This window comes from Candidatus Marinarcus aquaticus, from assembly GCF_004116335.1.
GTDB lineage: Bacteria > Campylobacterota > Campylobacteria > Campylobacterales > Arcobacteraceae > Marinarcus > Marinarcus aquaticus.
Map to the genome: position 1 here is coordinate 258,176 of NZ_PDKN01000003.1, position 19,832 is coordinate 278,007.

The following is a 19,832-nucleotide window of genomic DNA, read 5'->3' on the forward strand; positions in this document are numbered from 1 at the left end:
TTAGTGGCATAAAAATTTAACAATGGATTGACAATGTTCAACTTAACTACTCAAGAACTGCAAGCATATATCAATGAAGATATTCCGTACTTCGATTTAACCACCTCATTACAAAAATGTAATCACACCCAAGCACGAATGGAGATCTATACACGGGAAGATATTGTGGTTGCGTGCAGTGAAGAGGCCGCAAAGATAGCTGAACATTTCAATTGCAAAATACTCTCTCTTAAGCCCAGTCAAACCAAAGCCAAACAGCAAGAGGTTCTACTGAGTTACGAAGGAGAGTATGCCCAAGTACATCAAGCCTATCGATTGACACAAATTCTTTTAGAGTACAGTTGTAAAATTGCAACGCATGCTTCTTTGATGAATGAAAAAATCAAAGCCATCAATCCACACTGTGAACTTCTCACCACTCGCAAAACATTCCCTTTTGCTAAAAAGTTCTGTATCAAAGCAGCGATGATGGGAGGAGCAATGCCTCACCGTTTGGGATTAAGTGAAACCATACTCTTTTTTGATGCGCATCGAGTTATTTATGACTCTAACACTGCTTTTTACTCTTTTGTACAAGAGCTTAAAAACAATATTGTAGAGAAGAAAATCGTGGTTGAAAGTGAAACCACAGAAGATGCCATTGCTCTGATGCAATATGGTGCAGATGTTTTGCAACTGGATAAACTCTCTTTTGAAGATATCACCAAAATCGTAACTTACAAAAATGAAAACTTCCCTCAGGTAAAAATCCTTGCAGCAGGGGGCATTAATATAAACAACGTAGAGCGTTATGTTCAAGCAGGCGTGGATGGTATTGTAACAAGTTGGGTGTATCAAGCAGGTATGGCGAACCTAGGAGCCAAGTTTCAACTTAAAGAGTAATACTTCTTAGGAATACCAGTTGCATGTCCTTTTATAAGGAGTATACAATTGGTTGAAGAAATCATCATTGCCAGTGTGCTGGCCATTTACATTCTTTTTATTATTCTGTACACAAACTACCGATACAAAAAATCTCGATAACAGCTATAAAATAGATTATGGAATAGTTTTTGCATATAAATACTTGCCTTTAAAATATATGATGAAAGAGTAGGTTTTCCCTACTCTTTTGTTTTGGAGAAGAAGAGATCATGAATGTAGCAACACCTGAAGCAACTTACCATTATGCTAAACAATTTTCAAATTATAAAGACTTTTATATCAAGCATAACGATTTGATTTTTTCTAAACTGGGGATTGGAACATTTAATAAAGAACCTTATAAAGAAGAGAATTACGTATTTCATTATATAGAAGGGGTTAAAACGGCCATAAAAAATGGCATTAACTTCATTGATACAGCCAGTAACTATCGCTATGGTCAAAGTGAAAAAGAGATTGGTGAAGCTTTAAAAGAGCTCTATGCCGAGGGGACAGTCAAAAGAGAAGAGTTGATTATTTGCTCAAAAGGGGGATTCATACAACTGGATTTTCCTTTTCCTGAAAACCCATATACTTGGATTGAAGAGCATATTTTAAAACCAAAATTGGCTTTAAAAGAGGACATTGAACTTGACCAACACTGTATGACCCCTGATTATTTAGAGTGGTCCTGTCAAAACTCTTTAAAGAACATGGGAGTTGATTGTTTTGATATCTATTATTTGCACAACCCCGAGATGCAACTCATCAAGTTGGGGTACGATACATTCCTTAAAAAAATTGAAAGCATCTTCAAACGATTTGAAAAAATGGCCGATAAAGGGATGTTGAAATATTATGGAGTTGCAGTCTGGAATGCCTTTATTAACCCTAAAAATAACAAAGAGTTGATTAACTTAGAAGATTTGGTCAACATTGCCAAAAAAGTAGGTGGGAAGAACCACCGATTTAAGTATATTCAAACCCCATTTAACATGGGAAAAACTTCTATTTATACACTTCCTACACAAACAGTAAACAGTGAAGAGTGTACCCTGCTTCAAGCAGCACACCGATTAGGTATGGGAGTAATTTCCAGTTCCTCTTTACTTCAAATGAACCTGTTTAAAAAATCATTTAAACCCGAAACGGGTTATTTATTGGATCCTTCAATGACATTGAGCAATGATATTCAACTCGCACTGCAATTTGTACGTTCAACGCCCGGTATCATAAGCTCACTCTTTGCCTCAAAAGTACCCGTACACATCAAAGCAAATCTTGAAATCACAAAAATTAAATCAACGCCAAGAGCAAACTATGATTTAATCTATAGGGTATAACATGATATATGACGTTATCGTCGTTGGGTCAGGTATTGCTGGGCTGATGGCTGCAATTGAAGCAAAAACAGAACAGAATAAAGTTGCGATAATCACAAAAAGCAACCTCTTTAAATCCAACTCTTCTATGGCCAGCGGGGGTATCAATGCTGTACTTGATAAAAAAAATACCAAAGAGATTAATGCCCATATTAATGATACCTTTCAATCTTCAAAAGGGTTAGGGAATAAAAAAGCCATCAACTATATGTGTAATCGAGCCTCAACCATCATAGAAAAACTTGAAGAGTATGGGGTAAACTTTGATAAAGATATTCAAGGCACTATTCTTCAACGTAGTTTTGGTGGAGCAAGCAGCAAACGAACCTGTTTTGTAGGAGATAAAACAGGGGGAGCCATCACCCAAGCATTGATAAAAAAAGCACGAGAGATTGGGGTAGAGTTTTTAGTGAACAATTTTGTTTTAAACTTGGCAAAGTATAAAAACAATGTCAGTGGAGTGATTTGTCTGAGAAAATTGGACTCTTCAGTTTTAATCTATCCTGCAAAGTCTGTGGTGCTTGCAGGAGGTGGATATGCTGGGATTTTCAGAGGAAACTCAACCAATGCGCAAGACTACACAGGGGATCTACTCGCTGTTTGTTTACGAGCAGGTTTGAGTCTATCCAACATGGAATTTGTCCAGTTTCACCCAACGGGGTTTGCCAAAACCAACTATTTGGTCACAGAAGCCGCTCGCGCTGAAGGGGGATACCTTATCAACAGTGATGGGGAACGATTTATCAATGAACTTGATACTCGAGATAAGATTGCCAAAGCGATATTAAAGCAACAACAAAAAGGGCGTAAAGTCTATATCGACCTTCGACACTTAAGCCTTGAAAAGATTCAATCACGCTTGCCAGGTCTTTATAATGCAGCAATGAATCAAGCGGGAGTGGATCTTTCATCTGAATTGCTTGAAATCAAACCCGTTGCTCACTACAGCATGGGTGGAGTAGAAACCAATATGGTCTCTACAAGCATAAAAGGTCTTTTTGTATGTGGAGAGATGGCATCAAATGGGGTACATGGTGCGAACCGATTGGGTGGAAATTCTTTGCTAGAAGGAGTAGTATTTGGAGAACTTGCAGGTAAAAAAGCAGCCTCTCATGCTCAAGACCGTCACTATTTGCCTATTGATTACAATATTGTCATTAAAGACATTAAAACCATTGATAAAATCTTTGATTCAGATACCTCAAAAAATTTCAACGCCATACGTATTTCTATGGGGAATTGTCTGTTTGACAAAGTAGGCATCATACGAAACCGAAAATCGCTCATTCAAGCCTTTGATTACATCAAATATTTGCGACGGGAATCATACAGTCTGCACTGTATTAACAAAGAGCGACGCAATAATGTCGAGTTGACCTCTATTTTAGAACTGCGTAATGCCTTGGAAATTTCTGAAGCCATTATTCTTTCAGCACAAAAAAGAAAAGAGAGTCGTGGTGCACACTTTAGGGATGATTTCCCCGATATAAACAAAGAGATGAACAAACACATCTTGGTTACTGAGATTCAAAAAGGTTACTTTAAAACTCAATTCCAAGCGTCAAAATGGATTGATTTTTTAAAACGAACATTGACCAATAAAACTTAATTTAAACAAGGAGAAACAATGGCAAAAGTAATGTTAAGAGAGAACGATGGTGTTCTTTATTTTTATGTAGCAAAAAAAGATATGGAAGAGACAATTGAGTCTTTAGAGTTTGATACACCAGAAAACTGGGGTGGAGAAGTGGAACTTTCAAATGGTGAGACATGGTGGATTCAACCCGGATCAAAACAACTGCCAAAAGAGGAAGTTTGTAAAAAGATTTCTGATTAAAATGAATATTTTTTATACAATATTGTTGACTAATTTTGTTGATTTTGTATTATAATAGTTTTTTAGCCATAAGGAGAAGAGATGCCATTAATGGATAAAGCAGCATGTCAGACCTGTTTAACAACTAAAGAATTAACTACACTGTACGAAATAGCTTCAATTATTTCAAACCACTATAATTTAGACACATCATTAGAAAAATGTATCAAAGTTTTAAAAAATACTCTGAATTTAGAGAATTGTGTGGTTCATATCTTAGAGGATGATGAACTCAAAGTATTTGCGTCCGTTGAATTAAGTAAAATCCAACGAGACTTAGCAACGTATAAAATTGGGGAAGGGGTAACGGGAATGGCGGCCCAAGAGAAAGAACCCATCGTTGTGGAAAATATTCATAGTGACACCCTATTTCTAAACAAATCAGGAAAACGAGATTTTAACGGACAATCGTATGTGGCCGTGCCTTTGGTGGTTGATACTAAAACCATTGGAGTATTGGGTGCAAGTCTGACAAAAACAACTGAGATTGGCTTTGAAGATACCGTAAGGATCTTAACCATTGTCAGTTCTATTTTTGCGCAAACCATTTATTCATATCAAATGAATAAAAAAGAGAAAGAACGACTCAAAGAGTTGAAACTGTATTATAAAATGGAGTGGGATTCAAAAGTGCATAACTTTGGAGATATAATAGGGGACAGTCCAAAAATGCAGCAAGTTTTCCAAGTAATTCAACGAATTGCTCAAAGCGATGTCACCGTACTTGTAAGAGGAGAAACCGGGACAGGGAAAGAGTTGGTAGCAGCTGCCATTCACAAACGAAGTAAAAGAAAAGATGAACCATTTATTAAACTCAATTGTGCAGCTATTACTGATACGCTATTGGAAAGTGAACTGTTTGGACACGAAAAAGGTGCGTTTACCGACGCTAAAGAGACCAGAAAAGGAAGATTTGAACTCGCTGACGGAGGAACTCTTTTCTTAGATGAGATTGGAGATATTTCTGCTTCTGCGCAAGTGAAATTGTTGCGGGTTTTACAAGAGCGAGAGTTCGAACGTGTCGGTGGGAGTAAAACCATCAAGGTCAATGTTCGATTGATTGCAGCAACCAATCGAAACTTAGAAAAAATGGTTGAAGATGGTGATTTCAGAGAGGATTTATACTATCGTTTAAATGTTATTCCAATTGATTTACCGCCGTTAAGAGAGCGTGGGGATGACATTAAACAACTGGTAAACTTCTTCTTAGAACGTGCCATTAAGAATCATAAAAAAAGAGTAACCATCACTGAAGAAGCGATGGATGCGTTGTGTCAATATCCATGGCCAGGAAACGTTCGAGAGTTGGAAAATACGCTGGAGAGAATCGTACTTATGGGGAATGAAGATGGTATCAGTGAAAGCGACATGAGACTGCTTTTACCTGCATTGCATGACACACAAGCAACCAAAGCATCGAAAAAAAGCAACACTTCAAATAACTTGGCATCAAAGACATTAGAAGAGTTGGAGAAAGATGCGATTGAAAACGCGTTGGATAACAACAACAACAATCAATCACATGCAGCTAAAGAGTTGGGAATCTCTTTAAGACAAATAGGGTACAAAATTAAAAAATATGGCATCTAACATCACATACAACAACGAAACTTTTGAGCTCATTGATGAATTCATCGATATTGGTTACATGGCTGAAGACATTGAAGCACACGATGATAAAGGCAATGTACTCATCATTCAAAAAGCAAGCCCTAATAGAAGCATTCAAATCATTATGTCGTTTCCAAATTTCGAGGATTTTAAAGAGGAGATTATTGCATTTGATACCTTTATGAACGATGCTCAAGTGGAAATTTTCACCTACATTTTGTTTGATTCACCTCTTGAAATTAAGCACACTTTCAAAAAATTGATTGTGGCATATGACCGCAATGAAGACTATGGGAACATGTATGGAACAAAAATTGTAAGTGGCTCTTTAGAAAACAGATTAACAAAAGCGCTTTTCTTAATTGGGAAAGATGGCGCTATCTATCATATCGATATGCCTCAAAACTTACACAACAGCTTTGATATGGAACGTATCCGAGTCGAGTTAAACAAGGTGTACCAATCTTATACAGGAGTTGGTTGTCATGGATGAAGTATTACAGAAGATTAAAGACGGTACTTGTATTCCTTTTTTAGGAATGGGAGTTTTTACAAACACAAAAGCGACAGATGGCACACAAATTCCATTTGACAGTGACTCAATGATTTTGGCTTTAAACAATGGCCGAGCGATGAGTGAACGACTCATGTATGAGTACTCACGTGCTGCCATGAGTTTAGAACAAAGAAAAGGTCGAGAGTTTATTATTCAAATGACCAATCACATCTTCTCTTCAAAAGAGTATGAACTGCCAGCGGTTTATCAATGGTTAAAAGAGTTTAAACCTCCTTACGTTATTGATACCACTATGGATGACTCTTTACAAAAAGTATATGAAGAAGATGTTCACTGTTTAATTACGGGAATTTCAAGAATTACTGCAGATTATGACCGATTTATTATCTATAAGTTTGACCCTTCAAGTAAAGAGTATACAAAAATAGAGAAAGAGGCTTTAAAAACAGATGCCCCAATTTTGTTTAAACCTATGGGATCAACCAAGCCTGAGATGAATTTCATTGTTTCAGATGCAGACTTTGTGGATTGGCTTACTGAAGCCATGGGTGGATATGCCATGCCAAACATCTTAAAAGAGTATCGAAAAGATAAAGAGTATATTTTTATGGGCGTGGATTTCTCCCGCGATACATTTAGAATGGTGGCAAATGAGATTACCATTGGCTTAAAAGGTGGCTACAGCTTAATCAATAAAGATGAATTAACTAAAAAAGAGGATAAATTCATTACGACACATAATATCACGAATATTAAACAAGACGTCGATGAATTTATAAAATAATATGAGTAAAGAAACAACAAACCAATGCGATTTTTGTGGAAAAGAGATACAAGAGGTTAAAAAAATCTTCAGCAGTGAGAAAGCACATATTTGTGATGAATGTATCACCATGTGTGCTTCTGTTTTAGATAAAGAGGTGCTTCAAGAAGCGAAGCAAGATTTTCAAAAAGGTTTAAGTGTTCCTGTTAAAATCAAAGAGCACTTAGATGATTATGTCATAGGACAAGATGAAGCGAAAAAAGTCTTGGCCGTTGCTTTATATAACCACTATAAACGTATTGATAAACCCATTCACAGAAACATTGAATTGGAAAAATCAAACATCATGCTTATTGGGCCTACGGGTTCTGGGAAAACACTGCTTGCTAAATCCTTAGCAAAAATCATGGATGTGCCATTTGCTATTGCCGATGCAACAGCATTAACCGAAGCTGGTTATGTGGGAGAAGATGTGGAGTCTATTCTTTCACGATTGCTTGCTGCAGCAGATTTTGATATTGAAAAAGCAAAACGTGGCATTGTTTATATTGATGAAATTGACAAAATTGCAAACAAAAGTGAAAGTGCCACCAGTGGACGTGATGTAAGTGGTGAAGGAGTTCAACAAGGTCTATTAAAAATCTTAGAGGGTGCAGATGTGTATGTTCCAGTCAAAGGGAGCCGAAAAAACTCCAGTGCGGAGACGGTGCTTTTTGATACCACGCATGTTCTGTTTATCTGTGGTGGCGCTTTTGTGGGCTTACGCAAAGATAAAGAGAAAGAGAAAAGTGCCAAAATGGGATTTTTAAATGCTGATGAGCAAAAAAAAGAGAACAAACCCATTGAAGCCAAAGAGTTGATCTCTTTTGGTTTAATTCCAGAGTTCATTGGACGAATCCCCGTCATTGCTGAGTTGGATAAACTCTCTAAAGAGGATTTGATTAAAGTGCTTCAAGAGCCTAAAAATGCCATTACAAAACAGTATGAAGTGTTGTTTGAATTGGATGGAGTAGAACTTTCATTTAACGATGAAGCACTTGAAGAAATTGCCACCATTGCTTATGAAAAAGATGTGGGAGCCAGAGGACTTCGAGGCATCATTGAAAAACTCATGTTACCAATTCAATATGAGATTCCATCCAAAAATGATTTAGAGAGCTGTACCATTACAAAAGAGTATATTAAAGAAGAAAAAGAGGTTGAACTCACCTATAAAAAGAAAGGGGCTAAAAAAGCTACTTCTAAAGAGATAGCGTACAATGATATTAAAAAATAACCTGCACATAAAAGAGGCCCAAACAGAAGATATTCCTGCTTTGGTTGTTTTGCTTAAACAACTTTTTGCCATTGAAAAAGATTTTACTTTTGATTATGACAAACACGCTCGTGCATTAAAGATGCTCATAGAGGATGAACACTGCGTTGTTGCTGTGGGTTTCTTTGAAGAAGAGCTCATTGCAATGCTCACCATGCAAACCGTTATCTCTACTGCCATTGGCGCCAAATCAGGCTTAATAGAGGACTTTGTAGTGGATGAAAACTACAAACACATGGGCGTAGGAAGTCACCTCTTACACTACATGAAACAACAAGCACACGACAAAGGTTTTAAACGCCTACAATTGGTATGTGATAACTTCAATGAAAACGCCCAAGAGTTCTACAGCAAAAAAGAGTTTGTTAAGAGTAATTTAACGGCATGGTATTTGCAAACGGAATAAATTTTGCATACTCTTTTTATATTTTTATAAAAAGGATTTAATATGGCAGTTAGAATTACAGATGAGTGCATCAGTTGTGAAGCATGTGCAAGTGAGTGCCCAGTAGCAGCAATTTTAGAAGAGGGAAATGAAAAGAATCCATTTGATGATATTTTCTATGTAAAACCAGAATCATGTGTTGAGTGTGTGGATCACGCCGATACACCAAGATGTGCAGAAGCCTGTCCAACGGAAGGTGCCATTGTTTGGGATATGCCTTATACAAGCGATTTTAATGATTACTATGCGTCTAAAAACGAAGAAGGTATTTATAAAATCCGAGAGCACAAGAAAAAAGGTTTAATGTTACCAAGTGTTAAAGAGCAAAAATTCATCGCTGAAGTATCTATGGAAGAGCGAGAGAGTGGTGCCAACGTCAGCGATTTTTAATTCAATGTCTGACTTGACAATCGTTGTATTATAAGATATATTACGCTTATGAAAAAGAATATATTCGATGTCGATGGCAGTATTTGGATAAAGAAAGATAACCGAGGTTTTATTGGGAAGGGGCGTATTGAGCTTCTTCAGAATATTCAGATTTATGGTTCAATCTCTAAAGCCGCAAAAGAGATGAAGATGAGCTATAAAGCTGCATGGGACAGCGTGGATATTATGAATAAACTTTCCAATAAACCTTTGGTGACAAAAGTAACCGGTGGTAAAGGCGGTGGGGGTACTGTCATTACCGCTTACGCAAAAGAACTTATAAAAGCTTACCAAGAAGTTTCATCTTTGTATCGAAACTACTTTGAAACACTCAGTGACTCATTCAATGCAAACTTACTGGATGAACAATTTGAAGAGCCAGTGTTTTGCAGACTCTCAGGTATTATTTGTGATAAAAAAAATGTGAATGAAACCTATGAACTCTCCATTAAATTAGCATGCAATCAAATCTTGACCTCTGTTGAGAGTAAAAAATTTGTCATGGGAAAGAGTTTAGAAATCAATGATGAAGTGAACTTCTTAATTGAAACCAACAATATCACTTTAACAAAAGATATCAACAATAACAGTGCAAGAAATGTTTTAGAAGGAAAAGTGATAAACATCAGTGATGATGGCATCAGTGCAACCATTACAATTGATTGTGGAGCCAAAGATATCATCTACTCTAAAATCACCACATCAAGCTATAAAAAACTTGATATAAAAATAGCTGACACTCTGTACGCTTCGTTTAAAGCCTTTAATATCACCATTATTTAAACAATGGCATAGACCAAGAGTGCATAACGTACAAACTTTGCAATCAATACTAAAAGAAAGAACCATTTAAAAGGGTATTTTAATACGCCTGCTATAAAGGTCAATGGATCACCAATAATGGGCATCCATGAAAGCAGTAAAGAGTAACCTCCATATTTATAAAAAAAGTTTTGATACTTTTGAAGAGTTGCTTTTTTGATGTAACCTTTGTGCTCTAAGTAGTCTTCCCCTTTTAAACCCAACCAATAATTAATACAGGAGCCTAAAGTGTTTCCTGCTGTGGCAACAATGAGCAAGAGTGTTATTGCATGCCCCTGTTGAACATCATAAATCAGTAAAGCTTCACTTCCCAATGGAAACAGTGTGGCAGAAATAAGTGCACTAAAAAAGAGTGTGATATAAACCATGAGGCATTATAACCAAATTGGCATGAAGTAATTTATGCGTTTATATAGAATTTAAGATTTTTTCGATAGAATTTTACCTCTTAAAGAGGAACATTGAGAGTACATTGGTATTTTGAATGCTCTTCTTTAGCCCCTTACAATCATTCTTAGAGACAACGCCCCAGGGTGGGAACACAGCAAGGCACCTCTATTTTTGGTGTGTTTGGGTACCTGAAGAAGAGTGCTTTGATTTTTTCAAGCACTCTTTTTTTATGCCTTAATGCAATGACTGTGCCATCTCGATACATAAAAATTCTGAATTTTTTAATGCTTTTATCTTTAAAAACTCGGTATCTTGTACTTTTAAAGCATCCGATTGTGTTAAAACTTTGTCATTAAAAGAGGTTTCCCCTTTAATTTGTACCATATAGAGTTGTCGATTTTTTTTAATATTCAACTCCAACTCCTTATGTGCCTCTAACTGACTCACAAAAATATTCACATCTTGATGTAATTTTACAGGTGCATTACCTTCTAAAGAAGAGACCATATGCAGTAATTTGTTCTTTTTCTCAGCTTCATTGAACTTGTATGATCCATACAGAGGTTCTAAACCTTTAGCGGGAGGCAATATCCAAATTTGAAGCAGTCGTAAATCACTTTTGCCATGATTATACTCACTGTGTAATACACCTGTTCCTGCACTCATGTATTGCACTTCGCCTGGATGAAGGGTCTCTTTATTTCCCATAGAATCTTCATGGGTGATTTCACCATCAATGATATATGAAATAATCTCCATATCTTTATGTGGATGCATGCCAAAACCACTGTTGGGATGGACAATATCATCATTGAGTACTCTTAGTACTCCAAAATTCATATTGTGTCTGTCATGATATTGTGCAAAACTGAAATGAAAACGACTCTCTAGCCAACCTTCATTGGCTAAAAACATCTGTTCTTTTGGAATTTTTGTTAACATTGTATCTCCTTATTGAAAAGAGTAACTCTCCATGGATATATTACCATAGACAAACTCACTGTTAAAAGAGGTTGCTTTTTGATTTTGACTTGCACCCAAAGCAATCAACAGTGGCGTGAAGTGTTCACTTGTGTGGTGATTTTTTTTAAAATAAGGCAATTTTTCATACTCTAAAATCTTTTTATACTCACCCATTTCAAGCGCCTCTTTTATCTGTTCGTTAAAGAGTGTAGCGTATTTGGGAGTATGACTATTTGTAGGGTCAATATCGTATAAATTATGAGTGATTGAACCACTGAAAACCAACAGTGCTTCATCTTTTAAAACTTTCAAGGCTTCTCCAAACTCAAAGTACTCTTGCGCACTGAAATACGCAGGCAAGCTCAGTTGAATCACTGGGATATCCAATGTCTCATACATCATGCTTAATGCCGTCCAAACCCCATGGTCAAAACTTTGTCGTAAAGGATTGACTTGGATATTCAGTGCCTCCAGTCTGTTTAAAAGATGTTTTGACGTTGCTTCATCACTTGCAATATCATAAGTAAACTCATACAACTCTTTTTCAAAACCGTAAAAGTCATACATCAAGGTGTTTGTTTTTGGGTAAATCATCTCAATGCATGAACTCACCCAATGAGATGATATCACCACGATGTACTTTGGCTTATCCAATGTACTTGCAAATGAACGCAGATTTTTTTTAGTCTCTCCTGCTTTAAGAATGGTATTGGGTGCACCATGTGATATAAACAGTGTGGGAAACATTTAAACTCCTTTCATCTGCAAGCAAAAAATTACTTCGCTAAAACACCTTCTAATTCAATCTCTAATTTGACTTCTTCACCAACGGCAACACCACCCGCTTCTAATACTTTATTCCAAGTAATACCAAAATCTTTTCGGTTGATTTTACCATTGAGTGCCAAACCAACTCTTTGATTTCCCCATGGATCTTTTATCACCCCATTATTTTCAAGCTCCATGACAATCTCTTTACTCACACCTTTCATACTCAAAGTTCCATACGCTTTATCACCCTCTACTTTATTAAGTGTGTAGCTGATTTCTGGATATTTTTGCACATCTAATAAATCTTGTGCTCGTAAATGTTCATCTCTTTTTTCATCTGACGTATTAATGGATGCGGTTTCAACTTGACCCTTAATTGCTTTTACACTATTTGAGTTCTCATCGTACTCTATGTTTCCAGTAAATGTATCAAATTGACCTTTTACATTTGAAATCATCATGTGTTTTATTTTAAAACCCACGTGTGAATGACTTGCATCTATGTTATATGTACCTGCAAAGAGTGACCCTGCAACAAAAACTGATAATAAACCTAATTTAAAAACTTTCATAATCTTCCTTAATACTAATTAGTAATACAAATCTAAAAAAAAGCTACTGTGATTTCTGTAACTTATATAATAGAGTATATAATGTTTCCAACTCATTTTCATCTAACTCTTTGAAATACTCTTCAAAGTTTTTGGCATGTTGTGGAAACAACTTTTCAATCACCTCTCGACCTTTTTGGGTGATAGAGAGAATTGAAGCTCTTTTATCGTTCACATCTTGAAGCGAATCGATAAACCCATCACGTTTTAAATTTTTAACCACTACGGTGATGTTGCCTGGAGTGCTCATTGTTAATTTAGTAATTGAGCCAATATTCAAATCTCCTCTGTGGTACAACACTTCCAAAACTTGGAACTGGTTCATGGTTAAACCAAAAGATTGAATATAGACAGACTCTTTTGCTCTGATTTTATTGTATGCACGGTAGATTTGCATCCATGTGCGCATCGCATTGTCTGCTTTAAAACCATAACTTTTTACATCTTCTCTTCTCATATTCACCTCTTTATGAGTGCAATTATAATACTAATTAGTATTATTTGTCAAGGGTTTTTAAAAAATTTTTAAAATTCAGAGAAAATCAAAGCAAGTCTGAGAAATCTGTATTGTGTATAAAGACCTTCTTTGTACGTTTGTTATAGATAAATCTCGGGTCTTTTAAACGCAATCTTGTTACGATGATTTTTTTAATATCCGCATCACTTTTATCGTGTTGCTTTAAATAGAGTGTGAAATCATTGATAGAGATATACTTCTCTTCTTGTGATTTGAGTTCTTGTTGCAGTTGCGGTTTATAGATTGAACGCATCTCATTAAACGCACTTTGCAAGAGTTTGATTTCAGAATTAAAGACTTTGATGATACGCTTTTGGTTCTTCTCTAAACGTCTGACCTCATTTTGGTACTGCTCTTTTAAAAACGCAATGCTTTGTTTGAGTATCGAGATTTGTTCATCTTTGGCTTTAACGACCTCTGTAATCACCTCTTGATTAAAAGAGGGAGCTTGTTGAGCAGTAGGCTCAGCCTGTTTTGGATTGGATTGTTCATTTTGCGCATTGTGCATGAACTCCGTCACGTACACAAAGGTTTTCCCTCCTTGTTTAAGTGATTTGAGTTGTCCATTCTTAATACGGTAATGTACCCCTTGTAAAGACAAGCCTAAAAGTTGTGCTGCTTCACTCGTTGTGACCAATCTCTCCAAACTGAAACCCTACATCTTACTTGAATCAATTTCAATAACCGTGTGGACATTTCCTCTTGGTTTAAAGTCCGCAATCACTTTCATCCACTTTGGTTCAAGTTTATTATAAAGCGTGTCAAAAATCTCATTTGCAGAGTTTTCATGTGAAATTTCTCTGTTCATAAATGAGTTGATATAGAGTTTCAAGGCTTTTAATTCCACAACTAATTTGTTTGGGATGTACTCTATTTTAATGGTTGCAAAATCAGGATACCCACTTCGTGGACATTTTGCCATAAATTCTGGAAGTTCAATATTGATTGTGTAGCTTTTTTCGTGCTGATTTGGCCAAAAATTCTCTTCTTTATTGATGTCAAACTCTACAATCTCTTTTTCACCATATTTCATTGATTATTTACCTTTTAGTTTATTTTAAATATATTTTGTTATTGCTAGGAAGTACCATTTTACCTAAATTATTCTTACAAATATGGCAGGCTAACCTTACATTTTCCATATAAGTTGGGTTTCAATGTTAAATATTGTATAATGCGTTTCCAAATTTCACACCCAAGGAGAAAAAAGTGACAACAGACAAATATGATTTCGCTATTATAGGGGGCGGACCGGGTGGAATTGCAACGGCCATTGAAGCTGCAGTTCACGGAATTGAAAACATCTTATTGATTGATAAAGCAGACAACCACTCCAGTACCATTCGAAAATTTTATAAAGACAATAAACGAGTGGATAAAGATTGGAAAGGTCAAAGCGTACAAATAGAAGGAAACATCCCTTTTATGGATGGTACGAAAGAGACGACGCTGGATTTCTTTGACCAGCTTTTAGATGAAGATAAAATTGACACGGCATTTAACACCGAAGTTGAAAACATTATAAGAAAAGAGGATGAAGACTGTTTTGTCATCACCACAGCAACTCAAAGTTTTAAAGCCACAGCCGTTGTTATTGCTATTGGAAAAATGGGCAAACCCAATAAACCAAGCTATAAAATCCCTCCATCGATTCAAGAGTTTGTTAATTTTAACCTTGACAAGTGTTCTACAGGAGAAAAAATTTTAGTTGTTGGTGGTGGAAACTCAGCTGCAGAGTATGCTTATGAATTGGCAGACGAAGACAATAACGTCACTCTTGTTTACAGAAAACCCACTTTTTCACGGCTCAATCCTGAAAATGAGACCATTTTAAAACAGTACAACGGTCAAGAGAAACTTCGATTACGAATGAACACAGACATTGAATCTGTAGAGAATGAACATGGAAAAATCAAAGTCAATTTTAATGACGGTTACTACACCATTTATGACCGATTGATTTTTGCCATTGGAGGAACCACGCCCATTGATTTTCTTAAAAAATGTGGGATGGATCTCGATGAAACGGGCAACCCTATTTATGACGAGCATTATCGAACCAGTGTACACTGTATGTATGTTGCGGGAGACATTGCATTTAATACAGGAGGTTCCATCGCTGCAGCACTGAATCATGGGTATCATATTGTGAACTCTTTCATGCGACGAAGTGGACGAATCTACGCACATACAGATAAAGTTGAAGCCTTTTTCGAAAAAAATCCAAGCTTCAAACCACTCTGATTTTAGAAATGTAAAGAGGTTAACTCTTTACATTTCCAGCTCATATTTATCATTTTCTATTCAATTAATATGTCTATTTTATTTTTTTTATGGTTTAACTTAGTATACTAATAAAGTGTAAAAATAATCACAAAGGAGAAAAAATAATGAAAAAGATCAGCCTTTTATCAAAGAGTAAATCACTGGCAACCGTTGCTTTAGTAGGTGCTCTGAGTATTCCTGCATTTTCTGCACAATTTATTACCATCGGTACAGGTGGAGTGACGGGTACATACTACCCAACAGGTGGAGCAATTTGCCGTCAAGTTAATAAAATGAAAAAAGAGACCAATATTCGATGTTCAGTTGAATCAACGGGTGGGTCTGTTTACAATGTAAATACCATTAAAAATGGTGAATTAGATTTTGGTACTGTTCAAAGTGATGTTGTGTACCAATCATACAATGGTATTGGAAAATTTGAAGGGAATAAAATTGAAAAATTACGTTCTGTAATGGCAATTTATCCTGAACTACTTGCATTAGTTACAAGAAAAGATGCCAATATCAACAGTATCATGGATGTTAAAGGCAAAAGAATCAACTTGGGTAATCCAGGTAGTGGTAACGAAGCAACTGCATTGGCACTGTTTAAAGCCGTTGGTATTAAAAAAGATGACTTAGCATTTGCTGGTGCACTTAAAGCAGCAGAGATGCCCGATGCATTAAGAGATGACAAAATCGATGGTTACTTCTATATGATTGGTCACCCCAATGCAAACATCACAGATGCTTCTAACTCAGTAGATGTAAAAATTACTCCAATTCAAGGAAAAGCGGTTGATGCATTTGTTAAAAAGAACCCATATTTTGCACAAGCAAATATTGCCGGTGGATTATATAAAGGAAATGACACTGACACTCCAACATTTGGGGTTAAAGCGGTATTGGTTACAAGTACAGATGTGGATGATAAAGCCGTTTATACAGTCGTTAAAGCCATCTTAGAGAACTTTGATGAGTTTAAACAACTTCACCCTGCATATGCAAACATTACAAAAGAGTCACTTCTTGATGGTTTAAGTGCTCCTTTACACGAAGGTGCAAAAAAATACTTCAAAGAAGCGGGATTGATTAAATAGTACAAAGACCTAAAAAGGTCTTTGTCACCCTTTGTATATTTAAATTAATAGTTTTTATTAATTTAAATATACAAATTAGATGAAGGTAGTTCTATGAGTATTTACAAAGAGAAAGCGCATACACTAAAAGATTTAGAAAACGAAGAGATACAGGAAGCCGAAAACCTGAGCAATGACTTGGAAGGGCAAAGGGTCTTTGGCCCACAACATTATGAGTTTTGGATGATCTCTATTATTGCGGTTTTATGGTCCTTTTTCCAACTCTATATTGTCGTTGAACCCATCAACTCAACCATTGCCCGTTCGATTCACCTCTCCTTTGGGATTGCATTGACATTCTTTATTTTCCCCATGTTTAAAAAACCTTATTTTTTAGAAAAAATCCGCTGGTTTGGATACACCCTTGCAGCCATTGGAGTCTACTGTGCTTCATATTTAGCTGTCAATTATACCGATTTAGCACAACGTCCTGGAGATTATATTCAAATGGATATTGTCATAGCCATCATTGGTGTGATTATCCTTATTGAAACGGGACGAAGAGTATTGGGTATGGCTCTTTCAATCATTGCGATTATCTTTTTAGCCTATGATATGTTGGGACCATATATGCCTGAACTCATTATTCATAAGGGTGCCAGTCTGAATAAACTTGCTGGTCACATGTTCTTAACCACTGAAGGAATTTTTGGTGTACCCTTAGGCGTAAGTACAAGTTTCGTATTTTTATTCGTACTGTTTGGATCTCTTTTAGATAAAGCAGGGGCAGGGCAATACTTTATTAATCTGGCATTTGCCATGTTGGGACGATTCAGAGGGGGTCCAGCTAAAGCGAGTGTTGTGGCTTCTGGGTTTACAGGAATCATGTCAGGAAGTTCTATTGCCAATACAGTAACCACAGGAACCTTTACCATTCCACTCATGAAACGTACCGGTTTCCGACCTGAACAAGCAGGAGCAGTTGAAGTTGCAGCTTCCACGAATGGTCAGTTGATGCCTCCTGTTATGGGTGCGGCAGCGTTTATTATTGCTGAGTTTTTAGGATTGGCGTATACCGATGTTATTTATGCCGCATTTATTCCTGCGTTTGTTTCTTATTTTGCACTTTTATATATCGTGCATTTAGAGGCATTGAAACTGGGACTTAAAGGAATGGAAAAAGAGGACATCCCTTCTAAATGGGAAACCTTTATGAGTGGGGCACACTATTTGGTACCGATATTTTTCTTGATGTACACCTTGATGGTTTTAAGAGAGAGTGCCGCGAGTGCCGCGTTTAATGCCATCATGCTTTTGATGCTTCTCATGGTAGTACAACACCCATTTCGAGCCTTCTTAGCCAAAGAGAAACTCACACGAGATATTTGGTTGAGTGGTTTTGTGGATATTCTTGCAGGAATGAGTGCAGGGGCTAAAAACATGGTTCCAATTGCTATTGCTACGGCACTTGCTGGTATTGTTGTGGGTTCCATTACATTAACGGGTCTGGGACAAGTACTTCTTGAAGTCATTGAAACGCTCTCTGATGGTAACATCTTCTTGATTTTAGGATTGGCGGCTTTAGTATCCTTGGTATTGGGTATGGGACTTCCAACGACAGCCAACTATATTGTCATGGCGTCATTAACAGCACCCGTTATTCTGATTTTAGCACAAGACAATGGCTTTTTAATCCCAGCTATTGCTGCACACTTGTTTGTGTTCTACTTTGGTATTCTAGCAGATGACACGCCACCCGTTGGACTGGCCGCGTATGCAGCTGCGGGAATTGCAAAAGCAGACCCAATTAAAACCGGTATTCAAGGATTTAAATATGACATTCGAACCGCTATTTTACCGTTCATGTTCTTCTTTAACCCCGAGTTGCTTTTAATTTCAGGGGTGGATGCGCTTAATCCTGCCGATCCTAAAGGGTGGATTTGGATTACCAACCCACTTGAAATTGCAATGATATTCTTAGGTGCATTTGTAGGTATGGCCGCGTTTTCTTGTTTTACACAAGGATATTTTATAGTTAAAACCAACATCATCGAACGGTTTGCATTTTTAATTGTGGTACCATTTATGTTCTTACCAAAAATCATGGAAGATTTCCTGCACCTTCCAATTCATTATCTCTCATATATCATTGGTCTTGGTGTCTTTGGACTGCTTTATATCATTCAAAAACGTCGACAAACTGTAACAGCATAAAGAGGTCTTCCCTCTTTATTGCTTTTTTAGAGACAAAACACTCTATTAAACTTCATATTTTTATAAAGGATTTTTTATGGCTATAGGATTTATAGGATTAGGTAATTTAGGAAAAGCCATCACTCAACGTCTCACAGAAATGGGGGAAGAGGTGATTGTTTACAACCGTAACAAAGATAAAATCAAAGATTTGCCTTACACAATTGCATCCTCACCAAAAGCACTCATTGAAGAGTGTGAGACCGTGTTTATGTGTCTGTTTGATTCATTGGCCGTCAATGAGATTTTAAGCATGGAAAATGGAATTTTAAGTGCCAATTTAAAAAGTAAAACCATCATTGATTTAACCACCAATCATTATGAAACAGTGTTAAATTTCCATTATGCGGTTAATGATAAAGGGGGCGATTATTTAGAGTCTCCTGTTTTTGGAAGTGTTGCTCCTGCGCTTCAAGGTTTAGTGACCATTGTTACTGCAGGAAAAGAGGAGGTCTTTAATGCATGCAAACCTCTATTAGAAAAAATTGGTAAAGAGATTTTCTTTTTAAAAGAACCATCAAGTGCTTCAAAAATGAAACTCATTAACAACCTGTGCTTGGGTTCATTTATGGCAACCATTGCAGAGTGTACGGCGTTGGGAGAAGCGTGTAATATTGACAAAGCCAAACTGCTGGAGATTTTGGGTGTGGGTGGTGGACAATCGCTTGTTCTTAAAGCAAAGACTCAAAAACTTATTGATGAAGATTTCTCAGCGCATTTTTCTAATGACGCAATTAATAAAGACTTGCATTGCTTACAAGATTTGGCTTACTCTTTAAAACGACCATTATACACTGCAGCCGTACCTAAAGAGCTCTTTTCAAAAATGAAAATGGACGGAAAAGGTGAAGAGGATTTTTCATCTGTATATCAGCTTTTTAAATAACATACTCTCCAAAGAGTGTGTTATAGCTCTCAAC

General features: G+C 36.6%; 22 protein-coding genes and 1 other RNA gene. 16 read left to right on the forward strand and 7 right to left on the reverse strand.

Going from position 1 to position 19,832, the window contains the following annotated elements; genetic code table 11:
* Positions 1-33: 33 nt before the first annotated feature.
* The 11 genes from modD to CRV04_RS06265 all read left to right on the forward strand — a co-directional run bounded on the left by modD (position 34) and on the right by CRV04_RS06265 (position 10,024).
* On the forward strand, positions 34-882 hold the full coding sequence (gene modD, locus CRV04_RS06215) for a ModD protein (RefSeq protein ID WP_128995961.1): 849 nt from the start codon (positions 34-36) through the stop codon (positions 880-882).
* Positions 883-1,133: 251 nt separating this feature from the next.
* Positions 1,134-2,246 carry an aldo/keto reductase gene (locus CRV04_RS06220; RefSeq protein WP_128995962.1) on the forward strand — a complete coding sequence of 371 codons (1,113 nt, stop codon included), beginning with the start codon at positions 1,134-1,136 and terminating at the stop codon, positions 2,244-2,246.
* A 1-nt stretch (position 2,247) separates the two neighbouring features.
* The gene (locus CRV04_RS06225) at positions 2,248-3,894 is read left to right on the forward strand and encodes an L-aspartate oxidase (RefSeq protein WP_128995963.1); all 1,647 of its coding nucleotides are present in this window, start codon (positions 2,248-2,250) and stop codon (positions 3,892-3,894) included.
* A gap of 18 nt (positions 3,895-3,912) precedes the next feature.
* Entirely contained in the window at positions 3,913-4,122 is a 210-nt protein-coding gene (gene nifT / locus CRV04_RS06230) for a putative nitrogen fixation protein NifT (RefSeq protein WP_128995964.1), read from the forward strand.
* An 81-nt stretch (positions 4,123-4,203) separates the two neighbouring features.
* The gene (locus CRV04_RS06235; protein WP_128995965.1) at positions 4,204-5,751 is read left to right on the forward strand and encodes a sigma 54-interacting transcriptional regulator; all 1,548 of its coding nucleotides are present in this window, start codon (positions 4,204-4,206) and stop codon (positions 5,749-5,751) included.
* On the forward strand, positions 5,741-6,265 hold the full coding sequence (locus CRV04_RS06240) for a hypothetical protein (RefSeq protein ID WP_164969131.1): 525 nt from the start codon (positions 5,741-5,743) through the stop codon (positions 6,263-6,265). The genes CRV04_RS06235 and CRV04_RS06240 overlap by 11 nt, the downstream gene beginning before the upstream one ends.
* Positions 6,258-7,073: an SIR2 family protein gene (locus CRV04_RS06245; RefSeq protein WP_128995966.1), complete on the forward strand. Its 816-nt coding sequence runs from the start codon at positions 6,258-6,260 to the stop codon at positions 7,071-7,073. Before CRV04_RS06240 ends, CRV04_RS06245 begins: the two co-directional genes overlap by 8 nt.
* 1 nt (position 7,074) lies before the next feature.
* Positions 7,075-8,328, forward strand: coding sequence for an ATP-dependent Clp protease ATP-binding subunit ClpX (gene clpX / locus CRV04_RS06250; protein ID WP_128995967.1), 1,254 nt, complete (start codon positions 7,075-7,077; stop codon positions 8,326-8,328).
* A complete protein-coding gene (locus CRV04_RS06255; RefSeq protein ID WP_128995968.1) occupies positions 8,312-8,773 on the forward strand; it encodes a GNAT family N-acetyltransferase in 462 nt (153 codons plus the stop codon). The genes clpX and CRV04_RS06255 overlap by 17 nt, the downstream gene beginning before the upstream one ends.
* A gap of 42 nt (positions 8,774-8,815) precedes the next feature.
* Positions 8,816-9,202: a 4Fe-4S dicluster domain-containing protein gene (locus CRV04_RS06260; RefSeq protein WP_128995969.1), complete on the forward strand. Its 387-nt coding sequence runs from the start codon at positions 8,816-8,818 to the stop codon at positions 9,200-9,202.
* Between the two features lie 48 nt (positions 9,203-9,250).
* Complete coding sequence (locus CRV04_RS06265) at positions 9,251-10,024, forward strand: TOBE domain-containing protein (protein ID WP_128995970.1); 774 nt, start codon at positions 9,251-9,253, stop codon at positions 10,022-10,024.
* On the opposite strand, the gene CRV04_RS06270 is transcribed toward CRV04_RS06265, so the two are convergent.
* A complete protein-coding gene (locus CRV04_RS06270; protein ID WP_128995971.1) occupies positions 10,021-10,431 on the reverse strand; it encodes a YqaA family protein in 411 nt (136 codons plus the stop codon). The genes CRV04_RS06265 and CRV04_RS06270 overlap by 4 nt on opposite strands.
* Positions 10,432-10,554: 123 nt before the next feature.
* Between CRV04_RS06270 and ffs the strand changes: the two genes are divergently transcribed.
* Positions 10,555-10,651, forward strand: an RNA gene (gene ffs, locus CRV04_RS06275) — signal recognition particle sRNA small type.
* Between the two features lie 36 nt (positions 10,652-10,687).
* On the opposite strand, the gene CRV04_RS06280 is transcribed toward ffs, so the two are convergent.
* The 6 genes from CRV04_RS06280 to queF form a co-directional block, all read right to left on the reverse strand.
* Positions 10,688-11,395, reverse strand: a complete 708-nt coding sequence (locus CRV04_RS06280) for a pirin family protein (RefSeq protein ID WP_128995972.1) — start codon at positions 11,393-11,395, stop codon at positions 10,688-10,690.
* Positions 11,396-11,404: 9 nt separating this feature from the next.
* Positions 11,405-12,163, reverse strand: a complete 759-nt coding sequence (locus tag CRV04_RS06285) for a DODA-type extradiol aromatic ring-opening family dioxygenase (protein ID WP_128995973.1) — start codon at positions 12,161-12,163, stop codon at positions 11,405-11,407.
* Between the two features lie 29 nt (positions 12,164-12,192).
* Positions 12,193-12,759, reverse strand: coding sequence for a YceI family protein (locus tag CRV04_RS06290; protein WP_128995974.1), 567 nt, complete (start codon positions 12,757-12,759; stop codon positions 12,193-12,195).
* Between the two features lie 43 nt (positions 12,760-12,802).
* Positions 12,803-13,255: a MarR family winged helix-turn-helix transcriptional regulator gene (locus CRV04_RS06295; protein ID WP_128995975.1), complete on the reverse strand. Its 453-nt coding sequence runs from the start codon at positions 13,253-13,255 to the stop codon at positions 12,803-12,805.
* An 85-nt stretch (positions 13,256-13,340) separates the two neighbouring features.
* Complete coding sequence (locus CRV04_RS06300; RefSeq protein ID WP_128995976.1) at positions 13,341-13,961, reverse strand: helix-turn-helix domain-containing protein; 621 nt, start codon at positions 13,959-13,961, stop codon at positions 13,341-13,343.
* Between the two features lie 9 nt (positions 13,962-13,970).
* Complete coding sequence (gene queF / locus CRV04_RS06305; protein ID WP_128995977.1) at positions 13,971-14,348, reverse strand: preQ(1) synthase; 378 nt, start codon at positions 14,346-14,348, stop codon at positions 13,971-13,973.
* Between the two features lie 176 nt (positions 14,349-14,524).
* Between queF and CRV04_RS06310 the strand changes: the two genes are divergently transcribed.
* The 4 genes from CRV04_RS06310 (at position 14,525) to CRV04_RS06325 (ending at position 19,798) form a co-directional block, all read left to right on the forward strand.
* The gene (locus tag CRV04_RS06310; RefSeq protein WP_128995978.1) at positions 14,525-15,559 is read left to right on the forward strand and encodes an NAD(P)-binding domain-containing protein; all 1,035 of its coding nucleotides are present in this window, start codon (positions 14,525-14,527) and stop codon (positions 15,557-15,559) included.
* Positions 15,560-15,705: 146 nt separating this feature from the next.
* Entirely contained in the window at positions 15,706-16,680 is a 975-nt protein-coding gene (locus tag CRV04_RS06315; protein WP_128995979.1) for a TAXI family TRAP transporter solute-binding subunit, read from the forward strand.
* A 93-nt stretch (positions 16,681-16,773) separates the two neighbouring features.
* Positions 16,774-18,873, forward strand: a complete 2,100-nt coding sequence (locus CRV04_RS06320) for a TRAP transporter permease (protein WP_128995980.1) — start codon at positions 16,774-16,776, stop codon at positions 18,871-18,873.
* A gap of 76 nt (positions 18,874-18,949) precedes the next feature.
* Positions 18,950-19,798, forward strand: a complete 849-nt coding sequence (locus CRV04_RS06325; RefSeq protein WP_128995981.1) for an NAD(P)-dependent oxidoreductase — start codon at positions 18,950-18,952, stop codon at positions 19,796-19,798.
* Positions 19,799-19,832 lie beyond the last annotated feature (34 nt).

What these genes read in the sequence shown, in the direction of transcription:
- modD (WP_128995961.1), top strand. Translation starts at nt 34, where the DNA reads ATGTTCAACTTAACTACTCAAGAACTGCAAGCATATATCAATGAAGAT.
- CRV04_RS06220 (WP_128995962.1), top strand. Translation starts at nt 1,134, where the DNA reads ATGAATGTAGCAACACCTGAAGCAACTTACCATTATGCTAAACAATTT.
- CRV04_RS06225 (WP_128995963.1), top strand. Translation starts at nt 2,248, where the DNA reads ATGATATATGACGTTATCGTCGTTGGGTCAGGTATTGCTGGGCTGATG.
- nifT (WP_128995964.1), top strand. Translation starts at nt 3,913, where the DNA reads ATGGCAAAAGTAATGTTAAGAGAGAACGATGGTGTTCTTTATTTTTAT.
- CRV04_RS06235 (WP_128995965.1), top strand. Translation starts at nt 4,204, where the DNA reads ATGCCATTAATGGATAAAGCAGCATGTCAGACCTGTTTAACAACTAAA.
- CRV04_RS06240 (WP_164969131.1), top strand. Translation starts at nt 5,741, where the DNA reads ATGGCATCTAACATCACATACAACAACGAAACTTTTGAGCTCATTGAT.
- CRV04_RS06245 (WP_128995966.1), top strand. Translation starts at nt 6,258, where the DNA reads ATGGATGAAGTATTACAGAAGATTAAAGACGGTACTTGTATTCCTTTT.
- clpX (WP_128995967.1), top strand. Translation starts at nt 7,075, where the DNA reads ATGAGTAAAGAAACAACAAACCAATGCGATTTTTGTGGAAAAGAGATA.
- CRV04_RS06255 (WP_128995968.1), top strand. Translation starts at nt 8,312, where the DNA reads ATGATATTAAAAAATAACCTGCACATAAAAGAGGCCCAAACAGAAGAT.
- CRV04_RS06260 (WP_128995969.1), top strand. Translation starts at nt 8,816, where the DNA reads ATGGCAGTTAGAATTACAGATGAGTGCATCAGTTGTGAAGCATGTGCA.
- CRV04_RS06265 (WP_128995970.1), top strand. Translation starts at nt 9,251, where the DNA reads ATGAAAAAGAATATATTCGATGTCGATGGCAGTATTTGGATAAAGAAA.
- CRV04_RS06270 (WP_128995971.1), bottom strand. Translation starts at nt 10,431, where the DNA reads ATGGTTTATATCACACTCTTTTTTAGTGCACTTATTTCTGCCACACTG.
- CRV04_RS06280 (WP_128995972.1), bottom strand. Translation starts at nt 11,395, where the DNA reads ATGTTAACAAAAATTCCAAAAGAACAGATGTTTTTAGCCAATGAAGGT.
- CRV04_RS06285 (WP_128995973.1), bottom strand. Translation starts at nt 12,163, where the DNA reads ATGTTTCCCACACTGTTTATATCACATGGTGCACCCAATACCATTCTT.
- CRV04_RS06290 (WP_128995974.1), bottom strand. Translation starts at nt 12,759, where the DNA reads ATGAAAGTTTTTAAATTAGGTTTATTATCAGTTTTTGTTGCAGGGTCA.
- CRV04_RS06295 (WP_128995975.1), bottom strand. Translation starts at nt 13,255, where the DNA reads ATGAGAAGAGAAGATGTAAAAAGTTATGGTTTTAAAGCAGACAATGCG.
- queF (WP_128995977.1), bottom strand. Translation starts at nt 14,348, where the DNA reads ATGAAATATGGTGAAAAAGAGATTGTAGAGTTTGACATCAATAAAGAA.
- CRV04_RS06315 (WP_128995979.1), top strand. Translation starts at nt 15,706, where the DNA reads ATGAAAAAGATCAGCCTTTTATCAAAGAGTAAATCACTGGCAACCGTT.
- CRV04_RS06320 (WP_128995980.1), top strand. Translation starts at nt 16,774, where the DNA reads ATGAGTATTTACAAAGAGAAAGCGCATACACTAAAAGATTTAGAAAAC.
- CRV04_RS06325 (WP_128995981.1), top strand. Translation starts at nt 18,950, where the DNA reads ATGGCTATAGGATTTATAGGATTAGGTAATTTAGGAAAAGCCATCACT.